At 66.7% G+C, this 21,691-nt stretch carries 20 protein-coding genes; 6 read left to right on the top strand and 14 right to left on the bottom strand.

Translation table 11 applies throughout. The annotated features are described in order from the left end of the window. Positions 1-87 precede the first annotated feature (87 nt). Positions 88-615 carry a gamma carbonic anhydrase family protein gene (locus E4341_RS12685; RefSeq protein ID WP_165117717.1) on the top strand — a complete coding sequence of 176 codons (528 nt, stop codon included), beginning with the start codon at positions 88-90 and terminating at the stop codon, positions 613-615. Here the strand turns inward: E4341_RS12685 and E4341_RS12680 are convergent. The 4 genes from E4341_RS12680 to E4341_RS12665 form a co-directional block, all read right to left on the bottom strand. Continuing rightward, positions 610-1,551 carry a bifunctional riboflavin kinase/FAD synthetase gene (locus tag E4341_RS12680; protein WP_165117715.1) on the bottom strand — a complete coding sequence of 314 codons (942 nt, stop codon included), beginning with the start codon at positions 1,549-1,551 and terminating at the stop codon, positions 610-612. The genes E4341_RS12685 and E4341_RS12680 overlap by 6 nt on opposite strands. Next, positions 1,551-2,012, bottom strand: a complete 462-nt coding sequence (locus tag E4341_RS12675; RefSeq protein ID WP_017506733.1) for a MaoC family dehydratase — start codon at positions 2,010-2,012, stop codon at positions 1,551-1,553. Before E4341_RS12675 ends, E4341_RS12680 begins: the two co-directional genes overlap by 1 nt. Before the next feature lie 39 nt (positions 2,013-2,051). Further along, positions 2,052-2,921: a TIGR01459 family HAD-type hydrolase gene (locus E4341_RS12670; protein ID WP_165117713.1), complete on the bottom strand. Its 870-nt coding sequence runs from the start codon at positions 2,919-2,921 to the stop codon at positions 2,052-2,054. 192 nt (positions 2,922-3,113) lie between these two features. Further along, positions 3,114-4,385: an EAL domain-containing protein gene (locus tag E4341_RS12665; protein ID WP_026108661.1), complete on the bottom strand. Its 1,272-nt coding sequence runs from the start codon at positions 4,383-4,385 to the stop codon at positions 3,114-3,116. A 109-nt stretch (positions 4,386-4,494) separates the two neighbouring features. Between E4341_RS12665 and E4341_RS12660 the strand changes: the two genes are divergently transcribed. After that, complete coding sequence (locus E4341_RS12660) at positions 4,495-5,265, top strand: SDR family NAD(P)-dependent oxidoreductase (protein ID WP_135193322.1); 771 nt, start codon at positions 4,495-4,497, stop codon at positions 5,263-5,265. Next, positions 5,255-6,190 (top strand): lysophospholipid acyltransferase family protein, encoded by a 936-nt coding sequence (locus E4341_RS12655; RefSeq protein WP_165117711.1) that lies wholly within the window; start codon positions 5,255-5,257, stop codon positions 6,188-6,190. The genes E4341_RS12660 and E4341_RS12655 overlap by 11 nt, the downstream gene beginning before the upstream one ends. Here the strand turns inward: E4341_RS12655 and E4341_RS12650 are convergent. From E4341_RS12650 to ileS, 5 genes are all read right to left on the bottom strand, one after another. Further along, positions 6,148-6,654, bottom strand: a complete 507-nt coding sequence (locus tag E4341_RS12650; RefSeq protein WP_165117709.1) for a response regulator — start codon at positions 6,652-6,654, stop codon at positions 6,148-6,150. The genes E4341_RS12655 and E4341_RS12650 overlap by 43 nt on opposite strands. Positions 6,655-6,720: 66 nt before the next feature. Further along, positions 6,721-7,578 (bottom strand): M23 family metallopeptidase, encoded by an 858-nt coding sequence (locus E4341_RS12645; RefSeq protein WP_165117707.1) that lies wholly within the window; start codon positions 7,576-7,578, stop codon positions 6,721-6,723. Further along, positions 7,575-7,775 (bottom strand): DUF2093 domain-containing protein, encoded by a 201-nt coding sequence (locus E4341_RS12640; RefSeq protein WP_055805601.1) that lies wholly within the window; start codon positions 7,773-7,775, stop codon positions 7,575-7,577. Before E4341_RS12640 ends, E4341_RS12645 begins: the two co-directional genes overlap by 4 nt. Positions 7,776-7,815: 40 nt before the next feature. Further along, entirely contained in the window at positions 7,816-9,069 is a 1,254-nt protein-coding gene (locus E4341_RS12635) for a cation:proton antiporter (protein ID WP_165117705.1), read from the bottom strand. A 751-nt stretch (positions 9,070-9,820) separates the two neighbouring features. Continuing rightward, on the bottom strand, positions 9,821-12,778 hold the full coding sequence (gene ileS, locus E4341_RS12630) for an isoleucine--tRNA ligase (RefSeq protein WP_165117703.1): 2,958 nt from the start codon (positions 12,776-12,778) through the stop codon (positions 9,821-9,823). Between the two features lie 316 nt (positions 12,779-13,094). Here ileS and E4341_RS12625 point away from each other — a divergent pair, with 316 nt between their 5' ends. Next, positions 13,095-14,003, top strand: coding sequence for a hypothetical protein (locus E4341_RS12625; RefSeq protein WP_240893558.1), 909 nt, complete (start codon positions 13,095-13,097; stop codon positions 14,001-14,003). A 128-nt stretch (positions 14,004-14,131) separates the two neighbouring features. On the opposite strand, the gene E4341_RS12620 is transcribed toward E4341_RS12625, so the two are convergent. From E4341_RS12620 to hfaA, 5 genes are all read right to left on the bottom strand, one after another. Then, positions 14,132-16,261 (bottom strand): insulinase family protein, encoded by a 2,130-nt coding sequence (locus tag E4341_RS12620; RefSeq protein WP_240893675.1) that lies wholly within the window; start codon positions 16,259-16,261, stop codon positions 14,132-14,134. A 143-nt stretch (positions 16,262-16,404) separates the two neighbouring features. Then, on the bottom strand, positions 16,405-17,016 hold the full coding sequence (locus tag E4341_RS15575; RefSeq protein WP_240893557.1) for a pitrilysin family protein: 612 nt from the start codon (positions 17,014-17,016) through the stop codon (positions 16,405-16,407). A 110-nt stretch (positions 17,017-17,126) separates the two neighbouring features. Beyond that, entirely contained in the window at positions 17,127-18,386 is a 1,260-nt protein-coding gene (hfaD, locus tag E4341_RS12615) for a holdfast anchor protein HfaD (protein WP_240893556.1), read from the bottom strand. Then, on the bottom strand, positions 18,313-19,329 hold the full coding sequence (gene hfaB, locus E4341_RS12610; protein WP_039247049.1) for a holdfast anchoring protein HfaB: 1,017 nt from the start codon (positions 19,327-19,329) through the stop codon (positions 18,313-18,315). The genes hfaD and hfaB overlap by 74 nt, the downstream gene beginning before the upstream one ends. Next, on the bottom strand, positions 19,326-19,766 hold the full coding sequence (hfaA, locus tag E4341_RS12605; protein ID WP_055754167.1) for a holdfast anchoring protein HfaA: 441 nt from the start codon (positions 19,764-19,766) through the stop codon (positions 19,326-19,328). The genes hfaB and hfaA overlap by 4 nt, the downstream gene beginning before the upstream one ends. Positions 19,767-19,885: 119 nt before the next feature. Between hfaA and E4341_RS12600 the strand changes: the two genes are divergently transcribed. Continuing rightward, positions 19,886-20,557 carry a rhomboid family intramembrane serine protease gene (locus E4341_RS12600; protein ID WP_205751296.1) on the top strand — a complete coding sequence of 224 codons (672 nt, stop codon included), beginning with the start codon at positions 19,886-19,888 and terminating at the stop codon, positions 20,555-20,557. Between the two features lie 102 nt (positions 20,558-20,659). Further along, positions 20,660-21,085, top strand: coding sequence for a CBS domain-containing protein (locus tag E4341_RS12595; RefSeq protein WP_165117701.1), 426 nt, complete (start codon positions 20,660-20,662; stop codon positions 21,083-21,085). Positions 21,086-21,691 lie beyond the last annotated feature (606 nt).

Genomic DNA, 21,691 nt, shown 5'->3' with positions numbered 1-21,691 from the left:
GACCCACGAATCGCATCAACAGAATGATGCTATCGTCGTTAGCGATCCGTTAAAGCCCTCGTTTTTCAAAGATTAGGCGGTGTACAGATGACCATTTACGCCTTGGGCGACAGCAAACCGCAGCTTCCGCCGCAGGGCGAATACTGGGTGGCGCCAAGCGCATCGGTAATAGGGAACGTGATTCTCCATTCCAACGCCAGTGTCTGGTTCGGCGCCGTGCTGCGCGGGGACAACGATCCGATCACAGTGGGGCCTGACAGCAACATTCAGGACGGCAGCGTGCTGCACACCGACATGGGGTCGCCGCTGACGCTGGGGCGCGGCGTGACGGTGGGGCACAAGGCGATGCTGCATGGCTGCGAGGTTGGGGCCTACAGCCTGATCGGCATCGGGGCGGTGGTGCTGAATGGGGTCAAGATCGGCCGGAACTGCATCATCGGGGCCAACGCGCTGATCACAGAGGGCAAGATCATCCCGGACAACAGTCTGGTCGTGGGCCAGCCCGGCAAGGTGGTGAGGGAGCGTGACCCGGCGCACATCGCCGTGCTGCAGATGTCGGCCGAACACTATGTGCAGAACTGGAAGCGGTTCGCGGCGGAGCTGCGGCCTCTATGATCGGCTGAGGATGGTTCGCGCCGCCGCCGCATCGGCGTCTATCTGGGTCTTCAGGGCGTCGAGACCGTCGAAGGTCTCCTCGCCGCGCAGCCAGGCGACCAGTTCAGTGTCCAGCGTCTGGCCGTAGAGGTCGCCGTCGAAGTCGAACAGCCAGACCTCCATCAGCGGGGTCTCCAGCGCATACATGGGACGCACGCCCAGGCTGGCGACGCCGTCGATAACCCGCCCGTCCGGCAATCGGCTGCGGGTCGCATAGACGCCATAGGCGGGGCGCATATAGTCGCCGAGTGCGACATTGGCCGTCGGCACGCCGATGGTGCGGCCGCGCTTGTCGCCGTGGATCACCTCGCCGCGAATAGCGAAGGGGCGGCCCAGGATGGCGGCGACGCGGGCCATGTCGCCGGCCTTCAGGGCCTCGCGCACGGCGCTGGACGACAGTTTCAGCCCGTCCGCGTCATCCAGCCGTTCGGCGACCGACACGGTGAAGCCCAGCCGCTCGCCATAGGCGCGCAAGGCCTCGGGCGAGCCGGAGCGGCCCTTACCGAAGGTGAAGTCGAACCCGACGGCGGCGTGGCGAATGCCCAGACCCTCGGCCAGAACCCGCTCGGCGAAGGCGGCGTCGGTCATGCCGGCCATCTCGGCGTCGAAGGGCAGAAGATACAGGATCTCCACACCCAGCGGCGCCAGGGCCTCGGCCATCTGATCGGCCGTCATCAGTCGAAAGGGCGCGGCGTCCTTCTGGAACCAGCGGCGGGGATGAGGATCGAAGCTGACGACGCCCAACGGCGCGCCCAGCCGTTCCGCCGCGTCACGTGCGCCGGCGATGACGGCCTGATGCCCGCGATGCACGCCGTCAAAGGCGCCGACGGCGACCGCCGCGCCCTTCAGCGCGTCCGGCACCTCGCGCCAGTCGCGCCAAATACGCGCAATCTGCATCAACGCTGGGACGGTTTGCGCCGGCGGGGGACGCGGACGACGGCGACGCCGTCCATGATCATGGTCTCGCCGACGAAGCCTTCGCAGCTGAGCTTGACCCGCGCGCTCTCGGGCTCGACCTCGATCACGGTGATCAGGATGCGCACGACGTCGTCGATCCGCACCGGCTGATGGAAGGCCAGGGTCTGGGAGATGTAGATCGAGCCGGCGCCCGGCAGGATGGTGCCGACCACTGCAGAGCCGAACGAGGCGCTGAGCAGGCCGTGGGCGATCCGGCCGCGATAGGCGGTCTTGGAGGCGAAGGCCTCATCCAGATGCACCGGGTTGAAATCGTCGGACGCCTCGGCGAACAGCCGAATGCGGTCCTCCGTCGCGACGACGATTTTCTCGGCCGCCATGCCGACGTGAAGTTCGTCCAGGATGTAACCACCGGACGGATGCTGCTGAACCAATTCGACCATGGATGAGGCTTTAGCGGCGGTGCGACAAAATGGCGAGCCTTACCAGTTCAGTTCGAGCGCGGCGTATCGCGCATAGGTCGTTTCCGCCTTCAGCAGAGCGGCGGCGCGGGCGGGATCGAGCGCGCCGTCCTCGCCCTTGGCCTGGTCGCCGTGGATGCCTTGGGCGATGAACAGGCAGTCCAGCCCTTGCGCGTTCGCGCCCATCACGTCGGTGACGACGCCATCGCCGATGCACAGGATGCGCGAGCGATCGACGGGGCGGCCCAGCAGGCCTTCCGCCTCCTTGATCGCCAGATCATAGATCGGGGCGAAGGGTTTGCCGGCCATGACGACCCGGCCGCCCAGCGCTTCATACAGGTCGGCCAGCGCTCCGCCACAGTAGATCAGCTGGTCGCCGCGTTGGACGACGCGGTCGGGATTGGCGCAGATCAGTTCGATGTCGCGTGCGGCGCCGACGGCGAACCGCTCACGGTAGTCTTCGGGCGTCTCGACCGTGTCGTCGACCGGGCCGGTGACGGAGATGAAGGCGGCGTCCTCTGGCGACGCGGCGCGCTCGAGGCCGAGACCGGCGTACAGCGGCGCGTCACGCTCGGGGCCGACGATCCAGGCCGGACCGGGCGCGCGCCTGGCCAGTTCGGCGCGGGTCGCGTCGCCTGAGGTGACGAAGGCCTTCCACGCCTCGCGCGGCACGCCCAGCCCGTCCAGCTGAGCGATCACGTCCGACGCCGGGCGGGGTGAGTTGGAGATCAGCACGACATGGCCGCCCTCGCGGTTGAACCGGGTCAGTGCCTCGCACGGGCCAGCCCAGCTTTCGCGCCCATTATGGATCACGCCCCAGACGTCGCAGAGCAGGATGTCATAATCGCCGGCGACGGCGCCGAGGTGGGGCAGGGCGTGGGGGAGGGTCATGGGACGTTGGTAGCGGCTAGGACGCGGAGGCGAAAGTCTCCTCCCCATGAAATGGGGAGGGGGACCGCGAAGCGGTGGAGGGGGTCTTGAAACTGGCTCGGCGCCTGTTGTGGGGGAAGAACCCCTCCGTCGCGGCGCGAAGGGGCGCTGCGCCACCTCCCCGAAAAGCGGGGAGGAGACGGGACAGTGGCTCTAGTAGCGTCTGCGCTGCTCGGCGCTGCGCAGGGTGGAGCGCAGGAACTCGGCCGGGGGGTCGGTTTCGGCCAAAACCTGTTCCTTGATGGCGCGGGGTTCGCCGAACAGGTGGCCCTGGCCCATGCCCACGTCCAGTTCGAGGATGTCGACGACCTGGCGTTCGTTCTCGACCTTTTCGGCGATGACCTCGACGCCGTAGCGGCGGGTCAGGGCGGCGAAGTCGGCCGCCTGGATGTCGGGCATGGAGCGCAAGGGCGCGCCGCCGTCCAGGTCAAGCAGCTGTTCGATCATCAGGTCGGCCGCAACCTTGATGAACTTGACGTCCGAGCGTTGCAGATCGGCGAAGTCGAGGTCCAGCGTCTGCACCTTGTCCAGCGAGAAGCGGAAGCCCAGGTCGGCCAGCTTGGCCATGTTGCGCGCCTCGATGGCGCCGCGCGCGTCGAACGTCGCCTGACCCAGTTCGAAGATCAGCGCCTGGTTCAGGTCGCGGTTCTCGGACAGGAAGTCGAGAAACTGCGGGAAGAAGGTCTCGTCGCCCAGCGAGGTCAGGGCCACGTTGCAGAAGACGCCGACCTTGCGATCCTGACGCGCCAGCCGCCGCACGATCTGGGCGCAGCGGAACAGCAGCAGATTGTCGATCGCCGGCACCAGACCCTCGCCCTCCGCCAGGGACAGATATTCCGCCGGCATCATGACGCGGTCGGTGGCGTCGCGCAGCCGAGTGAAGCTCTCGTAGAAGATCGTCCGGCGTTGGGGCAGGGAGACGACCGGCTGAAGATACAGATCGACGCGGCCTTCACTGAGCGCTTCGTGGATGGTGCGCAGCAGGACGTTGGATTGGGCCATGCGACGGCCCTCAAAGGTCTCGACACCGATATGCGGCGCGGCGGCCAGGCGTTCGTCGATGCTTTCGCTCATCTGCTGGACCAGCGATTCCAGCATCCGGACCTCGCCGGTCAGGGCGTCGGTGTCGGACAGGACGCCGGTCTCGATGGCGTGCGCCAGTTCGGTCAGGGCGCCCTGTGTCGATTCCATCGCATCGGCGAGCAGCCGGTGGGCCTCGCGGACCTGGCCGATTTCCTTTTTCAGGACGCGGCGTTCGGCGATGCCGGTGACGATGCCGTGGAAGGCGCCCAACAGCCCCAGTGCGCCGAGCGTTCCGGCCACGCCTGCGCCGATCCCTAAACCCGCGCGCCATAGGAAGGCGCCCACGGTCATGCCGAGGAACAGATAGGCGAAGTAGAGAAAGCCCGTTGTTACGTTGCGCATCGGCTGGCGGTCGGCCACTCCCGGATGGAATCGCCTGAGTATCAGGCTATCAATGTCATTCGGCTAGAGCGGGGCTGCAAATATCCCCGCCAAACCTACGGGAAACGCAATGGAACTGTTCGATCTGACCGGCAAGGTCGCAATCATCACCGGCTCATCGCGGGGAATCGGCAAGGCCATCGCCGAACGGCTGGCCGAACATGGCGCCAAGGTCGTCATCTCGTCGCGCAAGGCCGGGCCGTGCGACGAAGTCGCCGCCGAGATCAACGGCAAATATGGGGAAGGTCGCGCCATCGCCGTTCCTGCCAACATCGCCTCTAAGGAAGATTTGCAGCGGCTGGTCGATGAGACCAACGCCGCCTTCGGTCAGATCGACATCCTGGTCTGCAACGCCGCGACCAATCCGTATGCCGGGCCGATGGCGGGCATCGCCGACGACCAGTTCGAAAAAATCCTGCAGAATAACGTCATCTCGAACCATTGGCTGATCCAGATGGTCGCGCCGCAGATGGTGGAGCGCAAGGACGGGGCGATCCTGGTGATCTCGTCCATCGGAGGGCTTCGCGGCAACGCGCTGATCGGCGCCTACAATATCTCCAAGGCGGCGGACATGCAGCTGGTGCGCAACCTGGCGGTGGAGTGGGGGCCGTCGAACGTGCGGGTCAACTGCATCGCGCCCGGGCTCGTTCAGACCGATTTCGCCAAATATCTGTGGGAGAACCCGGAGCTGCTGAAGACGGTCACCGAGCCCGCGCCGCTGAAAAGGATCGGGCAGCCGGATGAAATCGCGGGCACGGCGGTCTATCTGTGCAGCCCTGCGTCGGCCTATGTGACCGGCCAGACCCTTGTGGTGGACGGTGGATTGACGATTGCCTGGTGAGCGTAACGACTGGAAGCAGGATCTAGTTTGGCGCCTGGAGGCCTTCGGCTTTCAGGCGCTGTTCGGCTTTCTGCGCCTGTTGGGCGTCGAGCGGGCGTCGGGGTTGGGCGGCTGGCTGCTGCGCACTCTGGGGCCGCTGACCGGCACGCAAAGGACGGTGATGCGCAATCTGCGGATCGCCTTCCCCGACATGCCGGCCGCTGAGCGCGAAGCGCTGGCGCTGGCGCAGTGGGATCAGACGGGCCGGACCTTCGCCGAACTGGCGGTCATGGATCATCTGACGCCCGAAGGCGGACGGGTCGAGGTGGTCGGGATGGAGCGGCTGCACGCCCTGCGCGACAGCGGCAAGCCGGCCGTTTTGATCTCGGGCCATCTGGCCAACTTCGAGGTGATGGCGGCGGTGATCATGGCGTCGGGCGTGCCGTGTCAGGTGACCTATCGCGCCGCCAATAATCCGTATGTCGATGCCCTGATCCGCCAGAGCCGGGAGCGGTACGGCATCCGCCTGTTCGCGCCCAAGGGCGACGGGACGCGCGAGCTGATGGCGGGGATGAAGCGCGGCGATTCCATTGCTCTGCTGGTCGATCAGAAATACAATCAGGGGCCAGAGGTGGAGTTCTTCGGCCAGCCGGTGAACGCCTCGCCTGGGGCGGCCAGGCTGGCGTTGAAATTCGACACGGTCATGCTGCCGCTGTCGGTGGTGCGCCTGCCGGGCGTGCGGTTCCGGGTGACGGCGCACGAGCCGATCGTGGTCAGCCAGAGCGAGGACAAGGCGGCCGATACGCTGGCCGGCATCCAGGCCGCCAATCGCTTCGTCGAGGACCGGGTGAAAGAGCATCCCGTGGACTGGTTCTGGGTCCACAAGCGTTGGCCGGACAAGGTCTATGCGGCGTTGGACCGCGAGGCGTCCGATCCTCGACGGTAGGGCCCGGCGTAGTCGGGCGTATCGCGGCGCCGACGGCACGGGCCGATGTAGCCATCGGTCTTGATGAAAGGGCGCGGCCGCATGATGACGGCGTTCAGCCGATCCAGAATGGCCTTGGCGGTGATCGGCTTGACGATGAACTCGGTCACTCCGGCGTCGCGCGCCTCATAGACGCGGCTGCGTTCGGAATGGCCGGTCATCATGATGATCGGCAGAAACGGATTGGGACTGTCGGGGCTGGTGCGGACCAGCCGTGTAAACTCGACCCCGTCCAGCGGGAACATGTTGAAATCGACGATGGCCAGATCGATCGCGTGGCGACGCAGCAGATCGAAAGCCGTGGCGCCCTCGGACGCCTCATAGACGTTGCGGATGTCGGCCGAATGCAGCACGGCCGACGCGATGGCGCGCATATTCTGATTGTCGTCCACAAGCAGGACGTTCAGCGATTTCAGAGAAAACATCGGGCCCCGCCAGATCTTTGATCGAGGCTAAGGGGATATGCGTAGTCTCGCAAGAGGAGCCTTTGATCAGGCTAGACTTTCTGGAACACGCGCCCCGATCATGAGGGAAGGATCCAGGTTGCGATCGCGCCATTTCATGCGCCAGCACAGGTGCGGGCCGGTGGCGCGGCCGGTCATGCCGACGCGGCCCAGCGGATCGCCGCGCCCGACGCGCTGACCCAGCGCCACATCCAGCCGCGACTGATGCAGATAGCAGCTGATCAGGCCTTGGCCGTGGTCGATCAGGGTCAGGCCGCCCTCGAAATGCATGTCGGGGCGGACGAAGGCGATGCGGCCGTCGGCGGGGGCGCGGATCACGCTGCCCTGAGGGGCGGCCAGATCGATGCCATAGTGCGGCCGGGCGGGCGTGCCGTTTAGGACGCGCTGGGCGCCCCATGCGCTGGAGACCCGGTAGCTCTCCAGCGGCCAGACGAACCCGTCCTTGAAGTCGTCGGCGTCGATGCGGCTGGCGAAGCCTTCGGCCTTCAGCGCGATCTCTTGCTGGATGCGGGCCAGTAGAGCGGGATCGCTGGGCTCGACGGTCGAGGGCGGCAGGCCGTTCACGCTGGTCGAGGGGAAGGCGTAGGGGGCGATGTCGAGCGTGCGGCGGGCGGACCGGTCGCCGGATCGGGCCTCGACCTGGGTGGTCGGACCGGCGTCGCGGTCGAAGCCGATCACGAAGAGGCCAGCGGCCGAGGCGGTGGTCAGGGCCTCGCCGTCGACGAAGATCAGGGCGCGCGGCGCGGTGCGGCCGAAGGCGTAGCCGCCCTGACGCCAGGCGCCGTTCAAGGCCAGCGGCAGGGCGTTGCGATCCTCAGCCATCAGCGGCGCGGCGATCAGGCTGGCGCCCGCGCCGCTCAGCAGGGCGCGGCGCGACGGGATCATTTTTCGCCCTGCTGGGCCGCGATGAATTCGGCGGGCCCGAAATAGGGCTGCTGGCGGCTGGGGCTCCAGTAGCGGAGGACTTCCAGCGGGATCGGTTTGTCCGTGACGGCGCAGCGCACAAAGCGGCCCGGTTTCAAGACGGCGAACTCGCCGTCGCCATAGTGAAGAACGGCCTGATCTGCGGCGATTTTGTCCATGCGCGGAAGATAGCGGGCGGCGGACGGCGCGGAAAGGGGCTCAGGGCGCTGCGACCGCATCCGTGATCGGGCCGTCCGCGGCTGCGGGTCGGATCGCGCCGGCGGCGGGCGGCTTCGGCTTGCCGCCCATCCGGTCGGTGAACAGGAAGACGAAGGGGTTCAGCGAGATCGACAGCAGGGCGGCGGCCAGGATCAGGTCGTGGGTCTCGCGGCTCATGGCGCCCAAGGACACGCCGAGCGCGGCCAGGATGAAGGAGAACTCGCCGATCTGGGCCAGGGACGCCGCGACGGTGAAGCCGGTCGGCCGATCCAGTTTGAAGGTCTGGGTGATGACCAGGGCCGCCACCGACTTGCCGACGATGACGATGCCCAGCACGCCCAGGACTGCCCACGGCTGGCGCACCACAATCATCGGGTCGAACAGCATGCCGACCGAAACGAAGAACAGCACCGCGAAGGCGTCGCGCAGCGGCAGGGACCGCTCGGCCGCATTGTGACCCAGGGGCGAGGCGTTCATCACCAGACCGGCCAGGAAGGCGCCCAGCGCGAAGGAATGGAACAGGAAATAGGCCAGCCAGGCGATGCCCAGGGCGATGGCGAGGACGCCCAGGGTGAAGAGCTCGCGCGACTTGGTGTGGGCGATGCGGATCAGCAGCCAGGGAATGACCTTGCCGCCGACGACCAGCATGCCGACGACGAACAGCACGACCTTGAGCAGGGTCAGGCCGACGTCTGCACCCAGGGCCGCAAAGTCCGTCTGTGTTCCGGCCGGGACAAGCACCATGGGCAGCATGACCAGGGCGATGACGATGACCAGATCCTCGACGATCAGCCAGCCCACGGCGATGCGGCCGATCTCGCCCTTGACCTGTTTGCGCTCCTCAAGCGCGCGCAGCAGGACGACGGTCGAGGCGACGGACAATGCAAAGCCCATCAGCAGCGCCTCGACATCGTCCAGGCCCAGCACGAGCCGGCCGAGCCCCCAGCCCAGCACGGTGGCGACGCCGATCTGAACCAGGGCGCCGGGAATGGCGACCTTGCGGACCTGCATCAGATCCTTGGGCGAGAAGTGCAGGCCGACGCCGAACATCAGCAGAATGACGCCGATCTCGGCCAGTTGCGGGGCTAGTTCGGTGTCGGCGACGAAGCCGCCCGTATAGGGGCCGACGATCACGCCCGCGACCAGATAGCCCACCAGGGGCGATAGTTTCAGCCGATGCGCCAGCATGCCGAACACGAAGGCGAGGACGAAGCCCCCGACCAGGGTGAGAATCAGGCTGTCGGCATGCGGCATCAGGGCTCCTGTCGCGAGCGAAGGTGTGATTTGGGTAGGCTTTGCAGTTGGGGCGCGAGGGGCGGTTTGACAAGATGACGCAGTGTCGCGCGGGACTGAAAACGGCTTTGTCTTCGCGGCGTTCGGCCTGCGAAGTCTGGAGGGCTGGGCGGAGCGCCGGGCCTTCGCCCGGAATTCTGTGGTTTGAGTTACCGTTTCGACGAAGGGTATGACGCTCCGCGCGGGTGGTTGGCCTGCAAGCTCGGGGCGCCGAGCGGTGGCGGTCTTATCGCCTAACCCCATAAGCCTGCGACGGGTCGGCGGTCCCTGCGAGGACCGTCCCGAGTGCGGCCGAGTATCCCCCTCGACCCTGCGACGCGACTGCGGACGCCGGGGCGATTCCCCGATCGATCAGCCCCGGCGCCGCGATGGGATTTCACCATCGCCCCCGTTCCCTCCGCTCTCGCCGCCGCAAGGTCGCAGGCCTTACGAGCCCTCCATGCGACGAGACGGATGTATTATGGGGCCGTTTGACCCCGTGGATGGGAGACGGGCGACATAAATCGGCAAACGGTTGAAATCGCTGCGGATGGACCAGCGGCATTGCGATGGCTGAGCATCGTCTCCTCCCCATTCATGGGGAGGTGGCTTGACGCGCAGCGGAGAGACGGAGGGGCTTTTCAGCGCATCCCGGCGCGTAAGCGGCGTCTAGAACCCCTCCACCGCTTCGCGGTTCCCCTCCCCGCCAGGCGGGGAGGAGACAGTGTTGTGGTCAGGCGTGCGTCTGGTCCCAATACCGAACCGCATCGGCGTCGCGGGCCGAGAGGTCGGGGTAGGCCGGGTCGGAGCCGACGTCGGGGACGCGGCGCCAAGAGCGGGCGCATTTCGGGTAGTCGGCGACAGCGACCGTGACCGAGATGGTTTCGCCTTCGACAAGATCGGCGCCCGAGGTGCGGAAGATCTCGGCAGCGTCGAGGCCTTCGAACGGGGCGAAGTCGGAGGCCGGGGCGGTGACGGTCGGCCACGCGTCAAGGGCTCCGCCGATCAGCTTCTCGCGGCGGGCGGCTTCAAGCGATTCATTGACCGCTTCGAGAACCGTATTGATCGCCGCCCAACGCTCGGCCTCGGCCGGATTACGCCATTCGGCTGGGGTGTCGGGGATGACCCGCGCGCAGTTGGAGCCGGCGTCGGGGAAGCGCGTGGTCCAGGCCTCTTCCATGGTGAAGGGCGTCAGCGGGGCCAGCCAGGCGGTGAGGCGCATGAAGACTTCGTGCATCACCGTGCGGGCGGCGCGGCGACGCAAGGCGTCGGGGCGGTCGCAGTAGAGGGCGTCCTTGCGGATGTCGAAATACAGGGCCGACAGGTCGCCGGCGCAGAACTCCAGCACCGGACGGACGACGTCCTGGAAGCGGTATTCGGCGTAGGCGGCGCGGACCTGGGCGTCGAGCTCATGCAGGCGGTGCAGGACGAACCGCTCCAGCGGCGGCATCTGGTCCAGAGGCAGGCGTTCGGCCTCGTCGAAATCGGCCAGGGCGCCCAGCAGATAGCGGACGGTGTTCCTGAGCTTGCGATAGGCGTCGACCGTGGTCTGCAGGATCTGTTTGCCGATCCGCTGGTCGTCCGAATAGTCGACCAGGGCGACCCACAGGCGCAGGATGTCGGCGCCGGATTCCTTGATGATGGTCAGGGGGTCGGTCGTATTGCCCTTGGACTTGGACATCTTCTCCCCTTTCTCGTCGAGGGTGAAGCCGTGGGTCAGGACCGCCTTGAACGGGGCGCGGCCGCGCGTGCCGCAGCCTTCCAGCAGGGACGACTGGAACCAGCCGCGGTGCTGGTCGGAGCCTTCCAGATAGAGGTCGGCGGGCCAGTGAGCGGGACGGTCGCCGGCGTAGCCGTTTTCCGGCAGGCGCGGGTCGAGCGTGAAGGCGTGAGTCGAACCGGAGTCGAACCAGACGTCCAGAATGTCCTCGACCTTTTCGTAGCGGGCCGGGTCGTGGGCGCCCAGGAAATCGCTGTCCGGCGCGGTGAACCAGATGTCGGCGCCGTGTTCGGCGACGGCCGCGACGATGCGGGCGTCGACCTCGGGGTCATGCAGGGGCTGGCCCGTCTGTTTGTCGATGAACATGGCGAGCGGCGTGCCCCAGGCGCGCTGGCGGCTGACCAGCCAGTCGGGACGGCCCTCGACCATCGAGCGGATGCGGTTCTTGCCGGCGACGGGATGGAAGGCGGTGGCGTCGATGGCGTTCAGCGCCGTCTCGCGCAGGGTGTCGCCGCTCTTCAGCGGCCCCCCTTCCAGCGGAGTGTCCATGCGGATGAACCACTGGGGGGTGTTGCGAAAGATGATCGGCGCCTTGGAGCGCCAGCTGTGCGGATAGGAATGCTCCAGCCGCCCGCGCGCCAGCAGATTGCCGGCCTCGATCAGCTTTTCCATCACCGCGCCGTTGGCGGGACCGAACTTGCCGGTCTTCTTGCCCTCGGTCTCCAGCACCTTCAGGCCCGCGAACAGGGGGACGCCGGGGTAGTAGGCGCCGTCGGGATCGACGGTGTCGGGCACCTCGTGATGACCGTGGGCCTTCCAGACCTCGAAGTCGTCGGCGCCGTGGCCGGGCGCGGTGTGGACGAAGCCGGTGCCGGCGTCGTCGGTGACGTGGTCGCCGGCCAGCAGGGGCACGGAGAAGCCGTAGCCGCTGTCGAGCGCGGCCAGCGGGTGGGCGGTCTCTAGGCCCGAAGGATTGATGTCATAGACGCGGGTCCAGGCGGCGATCTTGGCGGCCTTGAACACCTCCTCGGCCAGCTTGTCGGCCAGGATCAGGCGGTCGCCGGGCTTGGCCCAGGGCGCGAACTCCAGGCCTTCCTCCATGGCCGTGACCTCATACAGGCCATAGGCGATCTCGGGGCCGTAGCTGATGGCGCGGTTGGCCGGGATGGTCCAGGGCGTGGTGGTCCAGATGACGATTGACGGGGTGCTGGAGCGGAAGGCCAGCAGGTCGTCGGGATGGTCGTCCGACATGGCCGTCACCGGGAACTTGACCCAGATCGTCGGGCTGACGTGGTCGTGGTACTCGATCTCGGCGTCGGCCAAGGCTGTGCGCTCGACCGGCGACCACATGACCGGCTTGGAGCCGCGATACAGCTGGCCCGAGTTCTTGAACTTGTGGAACTCGGCGACGATGGCCGCTTCGGAGGTGAAGTCCATGGTGGCGTAGCGGTTGGCGAAGTCGCCGACGATGCCCAGCCGGTGGAACTGGTCCTTTTGCAGGTCGATGTATTTGCCGGCGTATTCGCGGCAGGCGCGGCGGAACTCGTCCTTGGAGACCTCGTCCTTGCGGCGGCCCTTGGCGCGGAACTGCTCCTCGATCTTCCACTCGATCGGCAGGCCGTGGCAGTCCCAGCCGGGGACGTAATCGACATCGTAGCCCAGAAGGAAGCGGCTGCGGACCACAAAGTCCTTCAGCGTCTTGTTCAGGGCGTGGCCGATGTGGATGTCGCCGTTGGCGTAGGGCGGGCCATCGTGAAGAACGTAGAGGGGGGCATTCTGCTTCTGCCGCTCGGCGCGCAGGGTCCCGTAGAGGTCGCCCCACTGTTCTAGGATGACCGGCTCCTTCTGGGGCAGGCCGCCGCGCATGGGGAAGGGCGTCTCGGGCAGGAAGACGGTGTCGCGATAGTCGCGGTCCCCGCCTTCGCGGGGATGAGCGGGGGATTCGGAGGTGTTTTCGGTGGCGTCGGCCATGGGTCGTCTCGGCGTCTTGAAAATTATGTCGCTGTTCTCTTCGCCCTATCGCGCTTCGCGCTGCTTGAGGGCTTTCGATCCCGGCGTGCACGGGGCCATCAGGCCCAGGAGCGCTACGCCGGGCGGCTAATCGAAATCAGGCGAATGGAGACGCGGACGGTCATTGTGCGGGCGGTCTAGCAGACGGATGCGGCATTGCGCCATCCCGAAGCGCAGGCCTCATCAACGGAAACGAAAGGCTTTTGCGGTTTTGTGACGGGAGGATCGGCCGGAATCTTGTTCGGCCGACACGATATTCGCTTGGGAGTTCCCGCCGATGCGGCTGCGGATCACGAAATGGATGCTGGGCCTGGCGGCCGGTCTCGCCGTCTCGGCGGGCGCCGGAGCCGCGCTGGCGCAATGCACGTCCGGCTGTCAGCCGCCGCCCTGCACCTCGTGCGAGCCTCCGCCTCCGCCTGAGCCGCCGCCCTGCAACGGCGGTGGAAACTGCGGTCCTGGCGGTGGTGGAAACTGGAACGGCAACATCAACACCAACGTCAATGTGAACGTGAACCTTGGCGCGAGCGCCAATGCGAACGCGGGCGCCGGGGCCAACGCCAACTCGGGCGCGCGGTCCTACGTCAATGCGCGGGCCGGCGGCTTCTCGGGCAGCTTCGGCGGAGGCGGCGGCGGCGGCGCGGCCTATGTCAGCGTCGATCAGCCCTATCCGACCACCATCCAGGGCCTGGCCGTCGAGGGCGTGATCGCCCAGACGGTTCGCACCCCCTACAGCGCCTTCCGCAGCATGATGAAGCGGGTCGTCATCCAGGCCGTCTGCATCGACGACCGCCAGGTGCCGCACCCCGCCTCGCAGGTGCGGCCGGATCGCGAGATCGCCGAAGGGTTCGAGGGCGAGCTGTATCGCTGCCTGTCGGGCACATGGCTGCAGGCGACCATCGCCGACTACAACGGCGACATCAGCTTCGATCACGGCACGACCCTGACCTGCCGCAAGCATGAGGCGCTGTGGTACGGAACGGGCGGCAAGCTGGAATGCCGGCCCGAGAAGCCCGAGCGGGATTGCAACGAGCGTTCGCTGCTGCGGCGCTACGGCGCCGGGATTAAGATCCTGACGATGTATCGCGAAGAGGAATACACCGAATACCGCGAGGAACAGGTCGAGAGCGCGACCGTGCTGACCGGGGTGATCACCCTAGACGGCGGCGTCGGCGGCCGGGTCTTCTGAACCGGACCTAAACACGCCCGTTCAGCCGCCGATCAGGCGGGACATGAGATAAGGCGACCGTCGGCTCTCCGTCGACGATCCTGATGACTGGCCCCGGTTCGCGAGAACCGGGGCCTTTTTCGTGGGCGTTACTGGGCCGCCGGCTGAGCCGTGACGGTGGCGCGCCAGGCGCTGTCGGACTTCAGATACTGGCGAGCCAGGGCCTGAAGGTCGGCGGCGGTGACGGCTTCCAGGGTGGCGATCTGGTTGCGGGTTTGGTCCAGTGTCGCCGGATCGCTTTGGGCCTGCGACAGTTGGGTCAGCCAATAGCCGTTGTCGGCCATGCTACGACGGATGCGCTCAACGGCCGGGCGACGGGCGCGGTTCAGTTCGTCCTCGCTGATCGGATTGTCGCGCAGGTCGGCAGCGATGGCGTCCACCGTCTCGAACAGCTTGGGCAGGGCGGCCGGCGGGGTTTCCGCGGTCACCGAGATGAAGCCGTAGCCAGGATAGGTGTCCGAGGCTGTCGAGCCGGCGCTGGGCGAATAGGCCAGGCCCTGCTTCTCGCGGATCTCGTCGTTCAGGCGCAGTTGAAGCACGTCCGACAGGATCGACAGCTGACGCGCGGTCTTGCGATCTTCGACCTGGTCGGTGGTCGGCCAGGCGACGAAGCCCAGCGCCTGTTCGGCGGGGCCGGTGTGATACAACTGGACCGGCGTAGCGGTCGGGGCGGGGAACTTGCGCACCGTCGAGCCGGCGGGCGGTGTGGGCGCCTCGCCACGCGAGGGCAGGGCGCCGAAGGTCGAGCCGACGGCGGCGATGACCGCGTCGACGTCGACGTCGCCGACGACGGTGATCTCGACTGGACCCTGGGCCAGGGCCGAGCGAACGCCCGAGCGGATGTCGTCGATCTGGATCGCGGCGATCTGTTCGGCCGTCGGGGTCGTCTCACGCGCATCGCCGCTGGCCAGCAGGCCCGAGGCGTCGCGTTGGAAGACGCCGCGCGGCGTGGCGCCCAGCTGGGCCAGGATCTGCGGGAACATGGCCTTGGTCTGTTCGAATGAGGCGCCGCGCAGACCCGGATCGGTCAGATAGGCGGCCAGGACCTGAAGCTCCAGCTGGAGATCGGCGGGCTTGGTGGCGCCGGCGAAGATATAGGCGTCGCCAGCCTGATTGACCGCGGCGCTGTAGGTGCGGCCGCTGAGCACGCGGTTCATCTCGTCCAAGCTGAGCTTGCCCAGACCGCCGGGGGCCAGGACGGTGCTGGCCATCGACAGCGGCGACAGGGTGTCGGCAGGCAGGCCCAGTTCGCCAAGACCGGTGCGGGCGCTGACCAGAATCTGATCGGCGCGGAAGTCGGTCTTCTTGATGTTCAGCAAGGTGCCGTTGGGGAAGCGAACCAGGGTCGCGCCCAGATCTGCGACTTCCGAACGGGCGGCGGGGACCGCCGGGGCGCCGAAGTTGTCATAGGGCCATTTCAGTTCGGCCTCGGCGGCGCGGGCCTGCACCGGAGTGTTGCGCGAGGTTTCCAGCGCAGCGGTGACGGCGGCCTCGCCGCCCTCGACCGGCACGGGCGAGCTGAACAGAAGCAGCGGGCCCTGGCCTTCGAAGACCGCTTTTATCGCCTGATTGACCTGATCGACGGTCAGGCCTTCGACGGCCTTGTTGAACAGATCGAGATTGGTCTGGGGCGAGCTGAACACTTGGTCGTCGTTGACGGCACCCAGGAGGCCGGTCGCCAAGGCCGGAGTCGAACGGGTCGCGGCCGAGGCGACAGCGTTCTGAAGCGCGGTGCGGGTGTTGACGATTTCGCGCTGAAGCTCGGCGTCGCTGACGCCGTATTCAGCCAGACGACGGCTTTCCTGCTCGACGCTTTCCAGCGCACGCTGCCAGCCGCCGGGATTGAAGGCGACCGACAGGGTGCCGGCGTCCAGACTGTCGAACAGCGACTGGTAGCCGGCGCCGGCGCCTATGAAGGGCGGGTTGTCGGCGCGGGCGATCTCGCCCAAGCGACGGTTCAGCACGGCCAGACCCAGGCCGCGACGGACGTCGGCGGCGCGTTCGGCGGCCGTGTCGGGGCTGAGGTCCGGGGCCTTGATCCAGTTGATCTGGATCGAGGACTGGATGCCCGGCTCGACTAGGATGCTGGTCTGCGGTTGACGCGGGGCGACGGTTCCCAGGTCGGGCTCGGGACCATCGGCGGCGGTCGGCTTCCAGTCGCCGAAGGCCGCGCGGACCTTGGCCTCCATCGCATCCACGTCGAAGTCGCCCACGGCGATAAAGGTCGCGCGCGAGGGGCGATAGTAGGCGTCGTAGAAGTCGACGAAGCGCTGGCGCGGTGCGGTGCGGATGATGTCGAGGTCGCCGATCGGCAGGCGTTCCGACAGACGCTGGCCGGGCGCCAGCAGGCCCAGCTGAGTCTTTAAGACGCGATACTGCGGCGTGTCGCGCGTGCGCTCCTCGCCGACGATAACGCCGCGTTCGGAATCGATCGAGTCCGAGGCATGAGCGCCGCCGACATCATCTCGCGCAGGATGTGCAGGCTGGGATCGACCGTCTCGTCCTTGGTGTTGGGCAGCTCCAGCATATAGGCGGTCTGGTCGAAGCTGGTGAAGGCGTTGGTGTCGGCGCCGAAGGCCAGGCCCAGGCGTTCGAGGATGCGCAGCATCTCGTTTTCCGGCACGTCCTTGGTGCCGTTGAAGGCCATGTGCTCCATGAAGTGGGCCAGACCCTTCTGGTCGTCGCGCTCCATCAGTGAGCCGGCGTCGATGCGCAGGCGGAACGAGGCCTGACCCGGAGGCGTCGCATTGTGCAGCAGGGCGTAGCGCATGCCGTTGGGCAGCAGGCCGTAACGGACGGCCGGATCGGCGGGGATGTCGCTGGCGGCCTGGGCCCAGGGGGCGGACGGCGCGACCTGACCGGCGGCCGCCGCAGCGGGCGGCGCGGTCTGGGCGAGAGCAGGGGCGGCGAACGCCCCGGTGGTCAGGGCCAGTCCCGAGACGGCGACAAGCAGCAGATGACGCGCAGAACGCATAATATCACTCCGAAACCGCAACCCCCGATGGCGCGATGCCGGATGTGTAAAGTGTGCTTGCCTTCGCCACAAGCGGGACTGGCGAACCTTACCGACTTGTCATGTTCGGATCAGCCGCCGGGGCGGCTGATGTAGAAGCTGGCGCTGTTGCCGACGGCGTTGGCGCCGACCACGGCGGTGCGTCCGGACGAGACCGTGGCGTTGGTGGTCGCCGTGACATCGCCGCTGTTGGTCTGGGTGTTGTTGACGTTGACGTCGGCGCCGCACTGGGAACAGGCATAGCCCGTCACCGCATTGCCGACCGCGTCGGAGCCGACATAGGCGTCATAGCCGTTGACGCCGACATAGGTGGCGTTGGCCTCGACCCCGCCGGTGTTCAGCTGGGTGTTGTCCAGCTTCAGATAGATGTCGTTGTTGCCGGCGACCGTCTCGTTGGCGACGCTGCGGACCGCCAGAACCGTCTGGCCTTGGAGATTGGTCTGGACGCGGACGTCGGCGCGGACGCGGCCGGCGTTGGCCTGGTCCGTCTGGATCAGCATGGAGCCGCCGGCGTTGGCGGTGATCGCCTGGTTGGCCCCGGCATTGGCGCCGACCGTCAGGTCCCAGCCGTTGTCGACATAGACGTCGGTGCGCGCCTCGGTCGTCGAAGCGGCGTTCGACTGACGGATGGCCAGATCCTGGTGCGAGGCGCCGGTCGTATTGGTCTGGACCGCATTGGCGACGGCCTGGGACGAGAAGATCGCGGGCGCGGGAATGTACTGAACGTCGGCGACGGTCTCGGCGAAGACGGTGGTCTGGGCCCTCTGGTCGATGACGCCGGTCAGCGACGAGGAGGGGCCGCCCAGGGCGACGGTGTTGGCGACGGCGGTGCTGGTCGCGAAACCGCCTTGCAGCACGCGGCCGTTCGGCGCCTGAACGTAGGTTCCGGCCTCGACCCGGTCGCCGGTCGCGGACTGGCTGGCGTTCAAGGCGAAGGTGGCGCGATCGGTGGTGACGCCGAGATAGTTGCCGCGCGCGGTCGTATCGACGCTGAGCTGTCCGTCGGCTTCTCCGTTCACGACAACATTGCTGCGGGCCACCGTCGCGCCGGTCATCGACTGGCGCGAGACCAGGCCGGCGGAGGCGGCCGTGACCCCGCCCGCGAGCGCATTGCCCTGGGCGTTTGTGCTGACGGTCACCTGATCGACGGACAGGTCGATATCCACAAGGCCGGTGACGTCGCCGGTCTGCGTCTGGGTGCTGGAGCAGGTTTCGCCGGCTTGCGGATCGCAGGCCGGCGTCTGCTGCGCGCTCGCCTCAGTGGCGAGTGCGGCGAACGTCGCCGTCGCGGCCATCATGCCAACGAGACGGATCGGCGCGGGTCTGGCCATTGTTGGTGTCCTGAGTGGGATAGGCCGGATAATAGCCGCCGGTCGGGCCGACCGTGGAATCGCCGAGCGGATCGTTGGCGGGGTTCAGGCAGATTTCGGGGCCGGGCGCGCCATAGAGGTTGGCCATGAACTCGACTGTGGCCCGTTCGACCAGGGCGCGGACGGCCAGCTGCGTCGGCTCCATCCCGCCGGTGCCGGCCGAGATGTCGAAGACGTTGCCGTTCAAGAAGTCGAAGACGCCGGCCGAGATTTCGCGCCCGATGATCTGCTTCTGATAGGAGACGACATCGACGACCTCGAGCGTGGTCGTCTGGACCAGACGCAGGTCCATGGCGATGTTCATCACATAGACGCGGTGATTGACGATGCCCGAGCCGGGGCGGTTGCTGTCGACCTCGCCCCCGGCGATGTCGAAGCCGCCGGAGCGGATGTTGTAATTCACCTCGGTGATGCCGCCGACGACATAGAAGTCAGAGCCCGGCACCTGGCCTGCCAGGATGCGGCGGTACTGGGTGTCCTCTGGCCCCTTGGCGTCGGGAGCCTGGTCGCCGATCAGCTTGTTGTTGGCGTAGCGCAGCTCAAGCTCGGACACCGAGGTGTCGTAGCGTTCGACAATGCGGGCGCCGGCCTTGGCCAGCGCCGAGTTGGCCATGAGGGAGGCGCCGCCGGTGATCTGGCGACCGCCGTCTGACGACACCGTGCCGGTGTAGTCGCTGATCCGGCCCACGGCCATGCGCGGCGAAGGCAGGTTGTAGCGACGCGCGTAGTCGGCCAGGCAATAGAGCGCGGCGGAATAGGGCGTGGGGTTGGCGGTCACCGGCGCATTGCCGATCGGCGTCGCATATTGACCCGATGGACCCGCGACCGGGCTGACGCAGCCGGCGAGCAGAAGGGCGACGGCCGAGACGGCGGCGGACCCCTTGATGAGATGACGGCGGCTCATGGCAGGTTGATGTTCCCGTTCAGGGCCGTACCGGCGTTGATGGCGCCGGTGTTGGTCTGGGTCGAGTTGACGATGACGGTGTTGCGGCTGCCCTGGACCACCACGTTCAGCTGATTGCCGATGGCGGTGGAGCCGCCGATGGTCGTGCCGCCGTTGCTGGACGCGCCGGCGCCGGCATAGGCCGAGGCCGCGCCGCCGGACTGGCTGGAATAGGATGAGGCGCCCGACTGGATGATGCCGTTGACGATCAGGCGATTGCCGTTGGCGTCGCGGGTATAGCCGGTCGCGGCCGTATTGGCGGCCGTTCGCGCGCCGCCATAGCCCTGCTGGAAGCGCGAAGCGCCGCCCGAACCCGTCGACTGCGCGATCGCCGGCACGCTCGCAGCGGCGGCGAAGGCCATGACGGCGGTGGATACAAACAGCCTCTTGGCGGGCATTCTGGGGTTCCTCGCGCACAAACGAACGCCGGACCACGAGCGTGATCCGCACCCCAACCTGCATTAAGGTTATTAAGAAGCGCTTGATGTGACGCAGGTCACTGAGCATTTGTGGCGTCATGTCAGACGCATCCGGTCGATTCGATCCGCCGAACAGCCGCCCGGCGCGAGAGCCGATGTTCAACGTGCCGCTGGTGGTGCTGCTGATCGCGGCATCGATGCCGACGCTGTATCTGTTCCAGCGCGACCTGCCCGACATGGGCATGAGCATGGCGTTTGCGCCCATTGATCTGGAACAGGGACGGTGGGGCGGGCTGCTCACGGCCATGCTGCTGCACGGCGGCTGGACCCACGCCATCATGAATGCGGTGGCGGCGCTGGCGTTCGGGACGCCGGTGGCGCGGCTGTTCGGGACCAAGGTTGGTCCGACGGTCTTCCTGCTCTTCTATCTGGTGTGCGGCGTGTTGGCGTCGTTGGGCTATGGGCTGATCCATTGGGGATCCAGCGAGCCGATGGTCGGCGCGTCCGGCGCCGTCTTCGGCCTGATCGGGGCCGCAACGCGACTGCTGGGAGGGCAGGGCAGGGTGCTGCCGATGGGTGATCGCCGCGTGATCGGCGCGGCTATCACTTGGATGGCGGTCAACGCCGTGACCGGAATGATCGGCGGACTACCCGGCGCCGAGGGAGCCAGGATCGCCTGGGAGGCCCACGCGGTCGGCTTCGTCGTCGGCTTTCTGGCCATCGGTCCCTTGGGGCGGATGTTCGGAAACGGCGCCGCGCCTCATCCGTGAGGCGCGTTGATTCCGGACGGGGGGTGAGCGATCATCGCTCCCTGAGCGGCCCTGTCGCCATTCCGGCCCTGCGGTCGTCTCTTATAGGGAGAAGGGACCGCGATGTTCGTCGCCGAAATCCTCAAGACCAAGGGAAACGCCGTCTTCTCCATCGCGCCGGATCTGACGGTGACGCAGGCGTGCGCAGAATTGGAGCAGAAGCGGGTAGGGGCGTTGGTCGTCTGCGACGGCGACCGCGTGGTTGGGGTGTTTTCCGAACGCGATGTGGTCAAGGCCTTGGCGGCCGATGGCGCCGATGCGCTGCACCGTCCGGTCGCCGACTATATGACGGCCAAGGTAATTTATGCCGAACCGGCCGAGGAGATGTCGGCCTTGATGACCCGCATGACCGATCGGCGCATCCGGCATCTGCCAGTCATGCAGGCGGATCGTCTGGTCGGCGTCATCTCCATCGGCGACGTGGTGAAGTGCCAGATCGCCGAACACGCCCATGAGGCCGAGAGCTTGCGGACCTATATTGCAGGCTGAGAGGCGCGTGCGCCGCTGGCCGATTCCGGTTTTGCGAGAAACTTCCCCCGGACTGTCAGAATCCGCTTGCTGACAAATCCGCCTCTCCGTATAGAGCCGCCTCGCTCGGAAACGGGCCGGCCGGCGGGGCCGCGGGGGTTTAGGTCCTCACGGTTTCACGGAAGAAAGAAGCGAAAAACTTCTTGCTTTCATCGGTTGGTTTAACTAGGTTCCGCGCTCCAATCGAATCGCCGACGGGTTTTTAGAGGTAAGCCTCGCTTTCCTCCGGTGGTTTCTTGCGGTCTGAAGGGTTCGCTCTTCTCTCCGAAAGATCTCTGAAAAGAGCGGTTGACACGGGGTTTGCGGTTCTCTAAATCGCCGCCTCCGCCGACGACACGGCGCTAAACGGTCGGGCCTCTTCGGAGGTTCCAGGTCTTTGACATTGTTGATTTGGAAAGAGAAACGCAGGCGGCGGTGTTCTTGCGATGACCCTAGAAGGTCATCATACGACACTGACTATCTGCGGTCTTTTTGAAAAGATACCATGCGTCGGTCTTCGGATCGATGACGTGGGAACTCGTCAATAAAATACGTAGAACTAATGCCAAGACCGCTTCGGTGGTCTTC

This window comes from Brevundimonas sp. 'scallop', from assembly GCF_011045535.1.
Taxonomy (GTDB): domain Bacteria; phylum Pseudomonadota; class Alphaproteobacteria; order Caulobacterales; family Caulobacteraceae; genus Brevundimonas; species Brevundimonas vesicularis.
The sequence above is the reverse complement of the archived record's forward strand: the minus strand, read 5'-3'. Positions and strand labels throughout refer to the sequence as shown.

Bases quoted from the DNA above. Each gene is read 5' to 3' on its own strand.
- E4341_RS12680 (WP_165117715.1), bottom strand. From the start codon at position 1,551: ATGCAGATTGCGCGTATTTGGCGCGACTGGCGCGAGGTGCCGGACGCG.
- E4341_RS15575 (WP_240893557.1), bottom strand. From the start codon at position 17,016: ATGCGTTCTGCGCGTCATCTGCTGCTTGTCGCCGTCTCGGGACTGGCC.
- hfaD (WP_240893556.1), bottom strand. From the start codon at position 18,386: ATGGCCAGACCCGCGCCGATCCGTCTCGTTGGCATGATGGCCGCGACG.
- E4341_RS12635 (WP_165117705.1), bottom strand. From the start codon at position 9,069: ATGCCGCATGCCGACAGCCTGATTCTCACCCTGGTCGGGGGCTTCGTC.
- hfaA (WP_055754167.1), bottom strand. From the start codon at position 19,766: ATGCCCGCCAAGAGGCTGTTTGTATCCACCGCCGTCATGGCCTTCGCC.
- E4341_RS12600 (WP_205751296.1), top strand. From the start codon at position 19,886: ATGTCAGACGCATCCGGTCGATTCGATCCGCCGAACAGCCGCCCGGCG.
- E4341_RS12595 (WP_165117701.1), top strand. From the start codon at position 20,660: ATGTTCGTCGCCGAAATCCTCAAGACCAAGGGAAACGCCGTCTTCTCC.
- E4341_RS12650 (WP_165117709.1), bottom strand. From the start codon at position 6,654: ATGTTTTCTCTGAAATCGCTGAACGTCCTGCTTGTGGACGACAATCAG.
- E4341_RS12675 (WP_017506733.1), bottom strand. From the start codon at position 2,012: ATGGTCGAATTGGTTCAGCAGCATCCGTCCGGTGGTTACATCCTGGAC.
- E4341_RS12640 (WP_055805601.1), bottom strand. From the start codon at position 7,775: ATGGACAAAATCGCCGCAGATCAGGCCGTTCTTCACTATGGCGACGGC.
- E4341_RS12685 (WP_165117717.1), top strand. From the start codon at position 88: ATGACCATTTACGCCTTGGGCGACAGCAAACCGCAGCTTCCGCCGCAG.
- E4341_RS12670 (WP_165117713.1), bottom strand. From the start codon at position 2,921: ATGACCCTCCCCCACGCCCTGCCCCACCTCGGCGCCGTCGCCGGCGAT.
- E4341_RS12645 (WP_165117707.1), bottom strand. From the start codon at position 7,578: ATGATCCCGTCGCGCCGCGCCCTGCTGAGCGGCGCGGGCGCCAGCCTG.
- E4341_RS12625 (WP_240893558.1), top strand. From the start codon at position 13,095: ATGCGGCTGCGGATCACGAAATGGATGCTGGGCCTGGCGGCCGGTCTC.
- ileS (WP_165117703.1), bottom strand. From the start codon at position 12,778: ATGGCCGACGCCACCGAAAACACCTCCGAATCCCCCGCTCATCCCCGC.
- E4341_RS12660 (WP_135193322.1), top strand. From the start codon at position 4,495: ATGGAACTGTTCGATCTGACCGGCAAGGTCGCAATCATCACCGGCTCA.
- E4341_RS12665 (WP_026108661.1), bottom strand. From the start codon at position 4,385: ATGCGCAACGTAACAACGGGCTTTCTCTACTTCGCCTATCTGTTCCTC.
- hfaB (WP_039247049.1), bottom strand. From the start codon at position 19,329: ATGAGCCGCCGTCATCTCATCAAGGGGTCCGCCGCCGTCTCGGCCGTC.